At 63.9% G+C, this 13,006-nt stretch carries 13 protein-coding genes; 2 read left to right on the top strand and 11 right to left on the bottom strand.

From position 1 onward, the window contains the following. Positions 1 to 12 precede the first annotated feature (12 nt). The 4 genes from FFS35_RS13510 to FFS35_RS13490 form a co-directional block, all read right to left on the bottom strand. Positions 13 to 1,581 carry an amino acid permease gene (locus FFS35_RS13510; protein WP_249341635.1) on the bottom strand — a complete coding sequence of 523 codons (1,569 nt, stop codon included), beginning with the start codon at positions 1,579 to 1,581 and terminating at the stop codon, positions 13 to 15. A gap of 96 nt (positions 1,582 to 1,677) precedes the next feature. Beyond that, positions 1,678 to 2,070, bottom strand: coding sequence for a histidine triad nucleotide-binding protein (locus FFS35_RS13505; RefSeq protein WP_137787615.1), 393 nt, complete (start codon positions 2,068 to 2,070; stop codon positions 1,678 to 1,680). A gap of 13 nt (positions 2,071 to 2,083) precedes the next feature. Then, on the bottom strand, positions 2,084 to 2,419 hold the full coding sequence (locus tag FFS35_RS13500) for a phosphoribosyl-ATP diphosphatase (RefSeq protein ID WP_137787614.1): 336 nt from the start codon (positions 2,417 to 2,419) through the stop codon (positions 2,084 to 2,086). 232 nt (positions 2,420 to 2,651) lie between these two features. Further along, positions 2,652 to 3,725, bottom strand: a complete 1,074-nt coding sequence (locus FFS35_RS13490) for a PLP-dependent cysteine synthase family protein (RefSeq protein ID WP_137787613.1) — start codon at positions 3,723 to 3,725, stop codon at positions 2,652 to 2,654. Positions 3,726 to 4,000: 275 nt separating this feature from the next. On the opposite strand from FFS35_RS13490, the gene FFS35_RS13485 reads away from it, so the two are divergent. Further along, entirely contained in the window at positions 4,001 to 4,234 is a 234-nt protein-coding gene (locus FFS35_RS13485; protein ID WP_137787612.1) for a hypothetical protein, read from the top strand. Positions 4,235 to 4,292: 58 nt separating this feature from the next. On the opposite strand, the gene FFS35_RS13480 is transcribed toward FFS35_RS13485, so the two are convergent. Then, the gene (locus tag FFS35_RS13480; RefSeq protein WP_137787611.1) at positions 4,293 to 5,447 is read right to left on the bottom strand and encodes an N-acetyltransferase; all 1,155 of its coding nucleotides are present in this window, start codon (positions 5,445 to 5,447) and stop codon (positions 4,293 to 4,295) included. 120 nt (positions 5,448 to 5,567) lie between these two features. Between FFS35_RS13480 and FFS35_RS13475 the strand changes: the two genes are divergently transcribed. Next, positions 5,568 to 6,650: a fatty acid desaturase gene (locus FFS35_RS13475; protein WP_249341634.1), complete on the top strand. Its 1,083-nt coding sequence runs from the start codon at positions 5,568 to 5,570 to the stop codon at positions 6,648 to 6,650. Positions 6,651 to 6,658: 8 nt separating this feature from the next. Here the strand turns inward: FFS35_RS13475 and lptG are convergent, their stop codons facing one another. The 6 genes from lptG to FFS35_RS13445 all read right to left on the bottom strand — a co-directional run bounded on the left by lptG (position 6,659) and on the right by FFS35_RS13445 (position 12,991). Continuing rightward, positions 6,659 to 7,750, bottom strand: a complete 1,092-nt coding sequence (lptG, locus tag FFS35_RS13470; protein ID WP_137787609.1) for an LPS export ABC transporter permease LptG — start codon at positions 7,748 to 7,750, stop codon at positions 6,659 to 6,661. Then, the gene (gene lptF, locus FFS35_RS13465) at positions 7,747 to 8,946 is read right to left on the bottom strand and encodes an LPS export ABC transporter permease LptF (RefSeq protein ID WP_171007629.1); all 1,200 of its coding nucleotides are present in this window, start codon (positions 8,944 to 8,946) and stop codon (positions 7,747 to 7,749) included. The genes lptG and lptF overlap by 4 nt, the downstream gene beginning before the upstream one ends. 102 nt (positions 8,947 to 9,048) lie before the next feature. Beyond that, entirely contained in the window at positions 9,049 to 11,001 is a 1,953-nt protein-coding gene (locus tag FFS35_RS13460; protein WP_349290327.1) for an ATP-binding protein, read from the bottom strand. Positions 11,002 to 11,053: 52 nt separating this feature from the next. Next, positions 11,054 to 12,313, bottom strand: a complete 1,260-nt coding sequence (locus FFS35_RS13455; protein WP_137787608.1) for an aminotransferase class I/II-fold pyridoxal phosphate-dependent enzyme — start codon at positions 12,311 to 12,313, stop codon at positions 11,054 to 11,056. A 1-nt stretch (position 12,314) separates the two neighbouring features. Beyond that, on the bottom strand, positions 12,315 to 12,557 hold the full coding sequence (locus FFS35_RS13450; RefSeq protein ID WP_137787607.1) for an acyl carrier protein: 243 nt from the start codon (positions 12,555 to 12,557) through the stop codon (positions 12,315 to 12,317). Positions 12,558 to 12,640: 83 nt separating this feature from the next. Further along, the gene (locus tag FFS35_RS13445; protein WP_212742212.1) at positions 12,641 to 12,991 is read right to left on the bottom strand and encodes a hypothetical protein; all 351 of its coding nucleotides are present in this window, start codon (positions 12,989 to 12,991) and stop codon (positions 12,641 to 12,643) included. Between the last annotated feature and the right edge of the window lie 15 nt (positions 12,992 to 13,006).

The raw sequence follows: 13,006 nt of genomic DNA, 5'->3' as shown, positions 1-13,006 counted from the left end.
AAAGATCACCGGTTAGGGCTGCTTCCCGACGGGCGCGACATATTCGCCCATCTGTCCGCCGTCGATTTCATCAAGGCCCTTGTACAGGCGGGAATTGTGCATGCCGTACACGAAATAAAGCACGATCGCCGCCGCCGCATACCAGGCGAAGAAGATCAGGACGCGCGTCTCGACCGAAAAGATCAGCCCGAAGCAGAACAGGATCCCGAGCGCCGGCAGCACCGGATAGAGCGGCACCCTGAACCCGCGCGGCAGATCGGGGTGCGAGCGGCGCAGGTAAATCACCGTCAGGCAGACGATGCCGAATGCCGCCAGCGTTCCGACCGAGGTCATGTCGCCGAGCGTATTGATGTCGAAGAAGCCTGCCGCGCATGCGACGATCAGCGCGACGAGGATCGTGTTGACCCACGGCGTCTTGAAACGCGGATGGACCGTGGCGAACACACGCGGCAACAGCCCGTCGCGCGCCATCGTGTAGAAGATGCGCGTCTGGCCATACATCAGCACCAGCACGACGGAGGTGAGGCCGACGATCGCGCCGATCTTGATGATTTTCGCGAACCAGCTCCACTGCGGGCCGAGCGCATCGACCGCGACCGCGACCGGATCGGGCACGTTGAGCATCTTGTAATTCACGATCAGCGTCATCGTGACCGATACGAGCATGTAGATAACGGTGCAGACGACGAGGCTGCCGATGATGCCGATCGGCATGTCGCGCGCCGGGTTCTTTGCCTCCTGCCCGGCAGTCGAAACAGCTTCGAACCCGATATAGGCGAAGAAAACGATCGACGCGGCGCGCATGATGCCGCCCCAGCCGAACTCGCCCTTTTCGCCAGACGGCGGCGGGATGAACGGATCCCAGTTCGCCTTCAACGTGCCGAAATTCTGGATAACGAACCAGCCGACGATCAGAATGAAGGCGATGATGACGGTCATCTTCACCAGCACGATCGCGTTGTTGACCTTCGCGCTCTCGCTCACACCAACGACAAGCAGGGCGCCGAGCACCGCGCAGATAGCGAAAGCGGGCAGGTTGAACAGATAGGTCAGCGGTGCGCCATTGGCGCCGAGGACGGCCGCGCCGTTGGCCATGATCGCATGGCCGCTCGGTCCGGTAAGCTCGACCGGAATGACGATGCCGTAATCGCGCAGCAGCGACACGACATAGCCCGACCAGCCGACCGCGACGACGGAAGCGGCCAGGCCATATTCCAATAACAGCAGCGCGCCCATCACCCAGGCAGCGAACTCGCCGATCGTGGTGTAGGAATAGGTGTAGGCGGAGCCCGATACCGGCAGCGTCGAGGACAGTTCGGCATAGCACAGGCCCGCAAGCCCGCAGATCACGCCCGCGACGACGAATGAGATCAGTACGGCGGGGCCGGCATGGAGCGCGGCGGCATTGCCGGTGCGGACGAAGATGCCGGCGCCGATGATGCAGCCGATACCGAGGAAAACGAGATTTGCGGCGCTGAGCGTCCGTTTAAGTTCGCTTGCTTGTGTTTCGCGCTGGACCTGCTCCACCGTTTTGCGAAGCATCATCCGCCCGAGAAGACCTTCTGCGGGTCTAGTTGCCATGTTCCTCCCTCGACCGCCTCTCCGGCGGCCCGAATATGTTAAGCCGTCAAGCCTAGCGGCGAATACGGCATCCGCAAAGTCTCAACGTGTGCGCGATCAATCGCGGCTGTCGTTGCGTACCAGCATCGGGCCGAGTGACCGGCCTGCGAGGATATGGACGTGCAGATGCGGCACCTCCGCATGCGAATCGAGCCCGGTGTTGGCGAGCAGGCGATATCCGGGCGCAACGAGCCCCTGATCGCGCGCCACCCGGCCAACGGCGCGGGCGAAGCCGGCGACCTCGGCATCGGATCCATTGGCGCTGAAATCGTCCCACGAAACATACTTACCCTTGGGGATCACCAGAATATGTGTCGGCGCCCATGGTGCGATATCGTGGAAGGCGAGGGCGAATTCATCCTCGTAAACGCGGCGCGACGGGATTTCGCCGCGCAGGATCTTCGCGAAGACGTTCTGGTCGTCATAGGGCTGGGTGGCGTCGACGGCCATGTGTCACCTCTGGCTATTCGGGACGGAAGGAAAGTGGCCGGCCGGCTTTTTCGTCATGACCGGACTGGCCTTCGCGCCGGTCGAGTTCGCGGCGCACGTCGTCCAGCGACAGATCGGCGTCGGCAAGCAGGACGAGCAGATGGAAAATCAGGTCTGCCGCCTCGGGAATTATCTTCGCATCGTCGCCAGAGCAGGCGGCGATAACGGTCTCCACCGCTTCCTCGCCCAGCTTCTGCGCGATCCGTTTGCGCCCCTGGAAAAACAGGCTGGCGGTGTAGGACTTCATCGCCGCCGCGTCCTTGCGCGCGCGGATCGTCGCCTCGAGGCGGTCGAATGTATCGTCGGCCATGACGGCAGCGGTGCCGCCTGGCGCGCGCGCGGTCAACCGCGTGGCGGACGTTTTTGCATTCGCCGCCGCAATGCGCGCCGCGTGAGCCATATCGCGATCACGGCGACGACGAAAAGCGCAACGTCCGAAAGCTCGGGCATCGTCCGCTCGCGGACGGTGCCGCTGTGTGGATCGCCGGCGACTAAAGTGGCAGGCCCGGCTTCGTTCGTGCCGAACGCCAGCGAGGCTGTCGCTATGCCCATAATGCCGCGACGCGGTCGGCCGCGCTCCGCCAATCGATGCCCCGCCGGGCGAGCCATGCGTCGTCATAATAGGTGCAGCCATATCGATCGCCGCCATCGCACAATAGCGTCACGATGCTGCCGCGCTCTCCGGCCGCCGCCATTTCCTCGACCAGCTGCGCGCAGGCCCACAGATTGGTGCCGGTCGATCCGCCGACACGCCGCCCGAGCCGATCGGACAGCGCGCGCATCGCCCCAATGCTCTGTGCGTCCTCGACCGCGACCATACGGTCGATCACGCCCGGGACGAAGCTCGGCTCGACGCGCGGACGCCCGATACCCTCGATGCAGGAGGCGCAGCCCGCCGGTAACTGGGCAATGCTGCGATCGGCATAATGCCGGTGAAATATCGAATGGACCGGGTCAGCAACGAGCAGGCGCGTGGCATGGCGCTGATAGCGGATGAACCGCCCGATTGTCGCCGAGGTGCCGCCGGTGCCCGCCCCGCACACGATCCACTCCGGGATCGGGCGCTCCTCGCGCGCCATCTGGGTAAAGATGCTCTCGGCGATATTGTTGTTGCCGCGCCAGTCTGTCGCCCGCTCGGCATAAGTGAACTGGTCGAGATAATGCCCGCGCGTTTCCTTCGCGAGCCGGTGCGCGACCTCATAGACGGTGCGCGGATCGTCCACGGTGTAGATCTCGCCGCCCTGGAAACGGATCGCGTCGAGCTTCGGCGCGGCGGTGGTTCCGGGCACCACCGCGATGAAGCGCAACCCCAGCATCCGCGCGAAATACGCCTCGCTCACCGCCGTCGAGCCGGATGACGCCTCGATCACGCAGGTGTCCGGCCCGATCCATTCGTTGCACAGCGCGTAGAGAAACAGCGAGCGCGCCAGCCGGTGCTTCAGGCTGCCGGTGGGGTGCGAGCTTTCGTCCTTCAGATACAGAGTGATCCCGCGATGGTTCGGCAGATCGACGCGGATCAGATGCGTATCTGCCGAGCGATTGAAATCCGCCTCGATCCGTCGGATCGCCTCCGACAGCCATACGCGGTGGGGATCGATCGTAGGCGCGCCTTCCATCATCGCAAATCCTGCATCTCGCAAAACGTGTCAGTGCGCAGCTTTGGCGGCCATGTCTATGCAGATCGGCGCCGTCATCAAGCTCTCGCTGTCGATGTGATCGCGCATCGTGGCGGAACGCACCTCCATTTCGGACGATGCGCCAACATCTGGCGGATTACAACTGTAATCAATTTACTAAGACACTGATATAAAACAATATTCAAGTTTGGCACGGCAGATGCAATCCGATGATCGCAGCACGAAACGCTGCCAGAATTTCGGAGGAGGAAGCTATGAATACCAAGTCCCTGATCGTCGCCGCCGTCGCAATCGCCGCCGCGTCGGCCGTACCCGCCGCCGCCCGCACCGCGGCGCCGGCGACCGCCGCGCCAGTCGCGGGTACGGAGCCTTCGTCGACCCAGCGGATCTGCGTGGTCGATAATTTCACCGGCTCACGTCTGCCGACGAAGGTATGCCGCACCCGCGCCGAATGGACCAAATTGGGCCTGGATCCGCTCGCCAAGTGACCCAGCGTGCTGGGCGGCCCGTGTCGACCCTTATCGTCGCGGACCGCCCGTTTCGCGGTCAGATCTCGCGAAGGTAGATTTGATATACCTTGTTGACCTTGCTCTCGATCGCGCCTGCGATCGAGTTCATGCCCTGATTATCGTCCAATACCCATCCGATCTCGCCGCGTGTGGCGCCATAGTGGGCCACCGCGTCGCGACGGATGAACTCTATCATCATGAAAGCAAGCTGGCTGGCGAGGCGCGACGACTGAAGCTCTTTCAGCACCCCCATCAGCGGCACACGCATCGTATGTGCTTTTGGCTTGCGGAGCCATAACAGCAGCTTGGCCCAGCCGAACGGCAGCAGGTTACCGTTCAGCGGCTTGATCGCCTCGTTGAGATCGGGGAGCGTGATCATGAACGCCACCGGCCGCCCGTCGAATTCGGCGATGCGGATCAGGTCGTTGAAGACAATCGGCTTAAGCTTCACCCCGATATCGTCGATCTCAGGCTGCGTGAGCGGCACGAACCCCCAATTGTCGGACCACGCATCATTAAGGATGCCGAGGATGATCGTCGCCTCTTCCATGAAGCGTGACTTGTCCACTTCGCGGATCCGGATGCGCGGGTTCTTTTCGCCCGATGCCACGATGCGGTTGACGATCGGGGGGAAGCCCTTGTCGATCGCCAGATCGTAGGTGAGAAGCTGCTTCACCGGGAGATAACCGGCCCGCTCGACCCAGCCGCGATATTCTTTCCTGGCATGACCCATCATCACCGTGGGCGGATGATCGAAGCCCTCGATCAGCAGCCCCGGCTCTTCCCACACCGATTGCGATACCGGCCCGATCACCCGCGTGGTGCCGTTCTCGCGCAGCCAGCCTTCCGCTGCGGCAATCAGCGCGGTGAACACCTCCTCGCGCTCGGCCTCCATAAGCCCCCAGAAGCCGGTGCCCGGGCCGAAACCGCGATCGGCGGGCATCTCCAGCGCCAGCGTATCGATATGTGCCGAGATGCGACCGACCACGCGGCCGTCCTGCTCGGCGAGGAAAAGCTGCGCAATCGCATGGCTGTACCAGCCGTTCTTTTCCGGCGTTATCAGCCCCAGCGCTTCGCCTTTAAGCGGCGGCACCCAATTCGGATCGTCGCGGTAAAGCCTGAAGGGGAAGTCGACGAAGGTCTTGCGATCACGCTTCGTCAGGACGGGGCGGATAGTGAGTGCTGATGCCATGAGATCAGCGCAATAATCGCCCGAAGCGATCATGGCGAGTGACCTTTCCGTCATCATCGCGCGATCGCCGACCTGTAAAGGCCACCGTATCGCCACTATCTTCGGGCAATGAGCCACGCCATGACCAGCATTATTCTCGACCGCGAAGCCGCGACCGACAGCACGGCGCGCTTGCCGATCGCAGACGACCGCGCGATGCTGAAGGCGGCCGCGGAACTGACGCGTGACATCAACGCGCCGCGCGCGGGCATATACTGGGGGGATTTCCTGGGATCTGTCGCGATCGGCTATGCGGGACTCGTGCTCGCGGTCCTGAGCGGTTCGACGTGGATCGCGATCGCCGCGGCGCTGATCGCGGTGCTTGCCCTATATCGTGCGTTGAGCTTCATCCACGAACTGACGCATGTGCGCCACGCCGTGCTCCCCGGTTTTCGCTTCGCCTATAATCTGTTCATCGGGGTGCCGATGCTGGTGCCGTCCTTCATGTATGAAGGGGTGCACAACCTGCACCACGCTCGCACGCGTTACGGCACGTCGGAGGACCCGGAATATCTTCCGCTGGCGCTGATGAAGCCGTGGACCTTGCCGGCGTTCATCGTCGTGGCCGGGCTGACGCCGATCGCGCTGATGTTCCGTTTTGCCGTGCTTTCGCCGCTATCGCTGCTGATCCCCCCGTTGCGGCGTATGGTGGTGGAGCGTTATTCGGCGCTGGCGATCAATCCTGCGTTCCGCCGCCGGATGCCCGAGGGCGATTTCCGCGCGCAGTGGAACCGGATCGAGATCGCCTGCGCATGCTGGGCGATCGCGCTACTTGCGCTGGTGGCCACGGGCACGCTCCCGTTGCGCGCCTTTGTTATCATGCTCGCGATCTCGTCGGGCGTGGCGGTGCTTAATCAGGTTCGCACGCTCGTCGCCCATCTGTGGGAAAACGAGGGCGAGGCGATGACCGTCACCGCGCAATATCTGGATTCGGTTAACGTGCCGCCGCCGGGTGTGCTCCCCGCGCTGTGGGCGCCGGTTGGCCTGCGCTATCATGCGCTTCACCATTTGCTGCCGGGTGTCCCGTATCACTCGCTGGGCGAGGCGCATCGGCGCCTGACGGCGGCGCTGGACGCGGGGTCTTGCTATCACAATGCCAGCTATCGCAGCCTGCCGTATCTGGTCGGCAAGATTGCGCGGAGCACGATGCTGCCGCGCCGCTGAAACCAGGCTTATTCTTCGGTGCGCAGCAACACCGTTTCGCCGATGAACAGGAACAGCAGGAAGGGCGCCCAGGCTGCCAGAAAAGGCGGATAGGCGCCCAGATTGCCCATCGCCAGCGCGAAATTGTCCGCGACGAAATAGGCAAAGCCGAGCGCCATGCCGATGACGGCGCGCACGAACAACTTGCCGGATCGTGCGATTCCGAACGCCGCCACAGCGCCGAGCAGCGGCATCAGCACGGAGGAGAGCGGGCCGGACAGTTTGTGCCAGAGCGAGCCCTCCAGTGATTTGGTGGGCCGTCCGGCCGCCCCGAGATCGTCGATTGCCGCCTTCAGTTCGCTAAACGAAAGCTCGTCGGCATCGGCGGAAGCCAGCGTCAACTGGTCCGACGTCACGCCGCGCGCGACAATTGTCGTGCCCAGCCTGGTGACCTTGCCACTCGCGACATCGAAGCGCTGCGCGGGCGAGATCGACCAGCCATCGGCGACACGCTTGCCGTGCAGCGCGGTGGTGATCCCACGCAGCTCGCCGCCGCTGCGATCGTAAACCGTGATCCCGGAAAGCCGCGCGGCGTCGCCGCGCCCGGTGATCTGATCGACTTCGACCAGATTCTGCCCGGATCTCACCCACACGTTCGATCGATCGCCACGCTCGGCCGGTATCGAGCCGTAATCGACCTTCTGCCAGCGGTTGAGTGTCGCCGTCGCGCGCGGCACGATCCGGTCGTTGAACGCAAAGCTCACCACCGCGACGCCCATGCTGGCGACGATCAGCGGCGCGAGCACCTGATGCGCGGACATGCCCGCGCCCTTAAGCGCCACCACCTCGCTGTTCTGGTTCATCGTGATCAGCGTCAGGATCGTGCCGAGCAGGACGGAGAAGGGCAGGAAGCGCGCGATGATCTGCGGAACGCGCAGGGAAACGTAATACCAGATCTGCGCGTCGCCATTGCCGCGAACCGCCAGGATCTTGCCCGATTCGCCAAGCAGATCGAGCGCCTGCAGCACCAGTACCAACCCGGCAAGGATGCCGAAGGTCCGGACCAGGAACATCCGGCCCATGTAGAGAGATACGGTGCGTGACGGGAAGAAGGAGGTCATGCCGCACCCTCCACCTTGCGACGGCGGCCGGGCAAGTACCGCGCCACCGCTTTCCAGGCCTTGCCGGCCACGCGCTCGAGCGCACCGATCGGCTGACCGCCGGGCACATAGGCGATCGTGCGATACATCCACAGCACCAGCCCGGCGAAACACAGGAACGGCACCCACAAGGCGATGAACGGATCGATTCTCCCCTGCTGCCCGACGGTGGCGGCGTATTGATTGACCTTGTGATAGGTCACGATCATCACGATCGACAGGAAGACGCCGAGCGCCGAGGTGGAGCGTTTCGGCGGAACGCCCAGCGCCACCGCCAGCAACGGCAGCAGGAACATCGAAGCGACTTCGGCCACGCGGAAATGGAATTCCGCCCGGCTGCTGTCGCGCTCCTGCGGGGACTGGGCGGAGCGGCCGGTGCGTGCGAGTTCGGGCAGCGTCGCCTCCAGGCTTTCGCCGCTGCGGACGCGGAACTGCTCGAACTTGGGCAGGTTGATCGGCAGATCGTGGCTGCTGAAGCTCAGCACGCGCGGCGTGCGAAAATCGGCGCGATTGTGAACCAGCGTTCCGTTGGTGAGGCGCAGGATGATGACATCCGGATCGTCGGTGGCGAGGAACTGGCCATGTTGCGCCGTCACGCCAACCCAATCGCCCTTCGGCGTCTGCGTGTGGACGAATATCCCCGAAAGCTGGCGCCCGTCATCGCGGCTCTGCTCGATCCGAAGCGTAAGGCGGTCGCCGAGATGGGTAAATTCCCCGACCTTGATCGACGCACCGAGCGCGCCGGTACGCAGCTCGAAGCGGAGCTGCTCATAAGCGTAGCGCGCCTTCGGCTGGACATAGCCGACGATGGCGAGATTCAGCAGCGCGAGGCCGATCGCATACAGATATGGCACGCGTAGCAGCCGACCGTAACTCATCCCCACGCCGCGCATCACGTCCAGTTCGGATGAGGTGGCGAGCCGGCGGAAGGCGAGCAGGATGCCCAGCATGAGCCCGATCGGGATGCCGAGCCCGAGATATTCGGGCAGCAGGTTCGCCAGCATCTTCCAGACGACCGAAACCGGGCCGCCCTCCGTCGCGACGAAATCGAACAGGCGGAGCATGCGATCGAGCACCAGCAGCATCGCCGCGAGAACCAGCGTGGAGAACAGCGGCAGCGCGATCAGCCGTGCCATGTAGCGGTCGATCGATTTCATGGTCGGGGAATTGTCACTCGGCGCTGCGTATGGATCGGGGCGGTATAGGCGGGGGAATGCCGGGCGTCAGCCGGAAATATCCGCCGGATCGAAATCGATGCGTTATTCGGTGACCAGGTCGGCGTGCGCGGTGGCCGGGCCGGCTGCGATCGCCGCGCCGATCGCACGCTCCAGCGCCATCAGCGTGAATGGCTTGCGCAGCACATGATGGCCACCGAACGCGACCGTACCGTCGATTTCACCGGCATAGCCGGTTACGAACAGGACGGGGATATGGGCATGATCGTCGTCCAGCGCGGCGATCATTTCCGGCCCGGTTCGGGTGGGCATCAGCACGTCGGAAATGATGAGCGCGATCGACCGGTGGGTCGCGAGCAGTTCCGGCGCCGCGAGCGGATCATCGCACGCGATCGGCCGATGCCCCAATTCGTTCAATGCGCTTACCGTGGCGGCGAGTACGCGTGGATCATCTTCGACCACCAGCACGTCGAGCGAGGAGGAGGCGGGCAGTACGTCCGCCACCGGCTTGTTCGCCGTTGCCGGCGCCACCTCGCCGGCTGCCTCGCGTGGCAGGTAGAGCGTGATCGTCGTCCCTTCGCCGAGCGCGGTATCGAGCGCGATCGCGCCGCGCTGCTGCCGGACGAACGCGAAGATCTGGCTGAGCCCGAGCCCGGTGCCTTTGCCGACCGGCTTGGTCGTGAAGAACGGTTCGAACACGCGCTCGGCGACTTCCGGCGTCATGCCGCAGCCCGTATCGCTGACGGCGATCGTCAGATACTCGCCCGCCGGGCATTCCCGCTCGCCGTCGCCCAAAGAAACGGTGCCGGCCGCGATCGTCAGTGTACCGCGACCACCCATCGCGTCGCGGGCGTTCACAGCGAGATTGAGGAGGCTGTTCTCGAGCTGGACACGATCGGCCCGCAGTTTCCAGCCGTCGCTCTCATCCCGAATCGCGATCGTGATCGCGTCACCCAGCGTGCGATCGAGAAGGTCGGACATGCTGAGCAGCAATTCACTTGCGCCGATGACTTCCGGATTGATCGCGGTTTCGCGCGCGAAGGTCAGGAGCTGGCCGGTCAGCGCGGCGGCGCGCCTTGCCCCCTCCATGGCGCTGTCGATATGGCGACCGACTTCCGCGCGCGCGCCTTTGCCGGAAAGGCCGCGCTGGGCGAGCTCCAGTCCGCCCATGACGACTGCCAGCATATTATTGAAATCGTGCGCGATTCCACCAGTCAACTGGCCCACCGCCTCCATCTTCTGCACCTGGCGCAATCGCGCTTCCTGTTGCCGAAGTTCGGCGGTGGCGACCGTCACGGCGGCGGCGAACTTGTCTGCGCGTTCACGCTCCGCGTCAGCATCGGCCCGCGCGATGCCGCGTTCGGTCAGCACGCGCACCGTGAGCGTGCCGAGTGCGATCGCGCCGATGAGTATAAGGATGCCAAACGCGGAGAGGATACGCGCCAGCCTTGTCGATCGCTCGATCGCGTCGCGCGTCTCTCGGGTGCGCAGATCAAGCAGGTCGCGCTCACTGCGCGTCACCTCGTCCACCAGCCGGTCGATGGATACCAGCGAGGGCGACTCCCGCGCCTCGTAGTAGAGCGACAGCGCCTGGTTGTTCTTGCCGTAATTGGTGCTGAGCGCGATCAGCGACAATTCCTTGCCGCGTTGCTGATATGCGCCGCGCAGCCGCGCAAGGCGCGAAATCTGACCATCGCTTTGACGCGACAGTTCGGTCAGCCGGTCAATCTGCTTTCCGGCGAGTTGCCACTCGTCGTAGTAAAGGCGGCCCAGCTGCTTGTCGCCGGAGATGACGAATCGGCCGAGCGACGCCTCGGATTCCGCGATCGTCCCGCCAAGCGATCGCGCCAGCACCATGATGTCGTAACTGTGTGACTGTAGCCGGATTGCGCGATCGCGCTGGCGATTCGCCTCGCCGAGCGTCACGATCAGCCCCAGGAGCACGGCGACGCCAAGCACCCCCATCACGGCCAGCATGACGATGCGCAGTTTCGATACCACGGTTTCCGGTATCGTGCCCCCGAGTAACCCGCTCACAACCAGGATTGGTATCAGACCCGGACGCGCGCGAAAAGCGCGCCCGCGATGGTCAGCCGATTGCGGCCGTCGCGCGGCCGGCGGCCTCGAACATGGCGATCACTCGCGAGATCTGCTCGCTGGTATGCTCGGCGCAGACCGAGCATCGCAGAAGATATGTGCCGGCAGGCGTTGCGGGCGGGCGCGCAACGTTCACATAGAGGCCAGCTTCCAGCAGCGCGTGCCACATCGCGACGGCCTGATCCTGATCGTCCAGCAGGACGGCGACGACGGCGGATTGCGGCTCGTCTGTCGGCAGGCGAAAACCAAGACGCTGCAATCCCCCGTGCAGCGCGCGCGTATTGTCCCACAGGCGGGCGCGTTTGTCGTGCGCGTGCATCAGCTTGCGGATCGAAACGGCAGCGCTCGCCATCACGGCCGGCGGCAGGCTGGCGGTGAAGATATAGGGGCGGCACACGAAGCGCAGGATGTCGAACTTCGGATGGTTCGAGACGCAGAAGCCGCCGACCGTGCCGACCGATTTGGAAAAGGTGCCGATCACGAAATCGACCTGGTCTTCCAGCCCCTGTTCCTCATAGACGCCGCGCCCGTTGGGGCCGAAGAAGCCCATCGAATGCGCCTCGTCCACCAGCACCATCGCGCCGTGCTTCTTGGCGACGGCAACCATCTCGCGGAGCGGCGCGACGTCGCCGAGCATCGAATAGACGCCCTCGAGCACGACAAGCTTGCCCGGTTCCCTCGGCAGGCGGCCAAGGCGCTTGTCGAGATCCTCGACCGAATTATGGCGGAAGCGGACGATATCCGCATTGCCCATCGCGCAGCCATCGTAGATCGACGCATGGCTGTCCGCGTCGAGGATGATGTATTCGCCTTTACCTGCGATCGCCGAGATGACGCCGAGATTCGCCTGATAGCCGGTCGAGAAAACGATCGCTCCGGTGGTGCCGTAGAATTCGCGCAGCGCCTGCTCCACCTCCATATGATCGTGGAAAGTGCCGTTCAGCGCGCGGCTGCCGTTAGTGCCGGTGCCGAACTTGTCGAAAGCGGCCTTGCCCGCGGCGATCACGTCTGGATCGAACGTCATCCCCATATAATTGTAGGTGCCGAGCAGGATCGTCTCGCGGCCCTTGATGACCGCAACGGTGGGGGATTTCACCTCCTCCATCACGATGCCGAAAGGATCGCGCATGCCGCTGGACAGCAGTGCCTCCCGCTCAGCGATCAGCGGCGCGAACTTGTCGAACAGATCGCGTTCGGCGGGCGCCGCGGAAACGGGCGCGGGCGCGTCGGGCTGCAGGCCGCTCTCGCTCATCTTACGCCTTCAGTTTGGCAACGGTGTCGGCGAGCTGGCCGACTGTTTCGATCTCGGCCTGCATGTTCATCGTGATGATGATGTCGAACTCGTCCTCGATCGCGGCGACAAAATCCATGACCGTGAGACTGTCCCACTCCAGGTCGCCCTGAAATGTTGTCGCGTCGGTCACCACGACGCCCTTCTTGTTGAAAGGTTCGATCTGCGCCTTGATGGCGGTGAGGATGGTATCGCGGTCGCTCATGTCCCGGCCCTTAATCGCTTGGCATCAACCTTGCCAAGCGATTGCGGCGGAAGCTTGACCCAAAGGGAGCCGCGGGGCGAGGTTCAGCCGTTCGGACCGATCCGGTCGATATCCCGGCGCAACCCGAGCTGATTTTCATCATGCGGGCTAGGCGCGATCGTGGACGCAGCGGGCGGAGCAACGCTTTCGAGGCGGCGGTTCTCCCGCTCCAGTTCCGATATCCGGGCGTTTGCTTCAGATAGTTTTCGATCGGCATCGGTGCGCGTGGCCGCATGGGCATCGCGCTCGGTGGCGTAGCGGTCGCGCCACCTGCGGCCGCCGGGGTGGCTGGCGAGCCCGAACAGCCAACCGGCGATCAGCGCGACCGCGAGAGCGAGATATTGCGTCGGCGTGGTGAACAGCATGGCGGGAACCTCTTCGTTGCGAGAGCCCAACGAATCATTCCGCAA

It is taken from the genome of Sphingomonas sp. 3P27F8, from assembly GCF_005502745.1.
Classification (GTDB): Bacteria; Pseudomonadota; Alphaproteobacteria; order Sphingomonadales; family Sphingomonadaceae; genus Sphingomonas.
The sequence above is the reverse complement of the archived record's forward strand: the minus strand, read 5'-3'. Positions and strand labels throughout refer to the sequence as shown.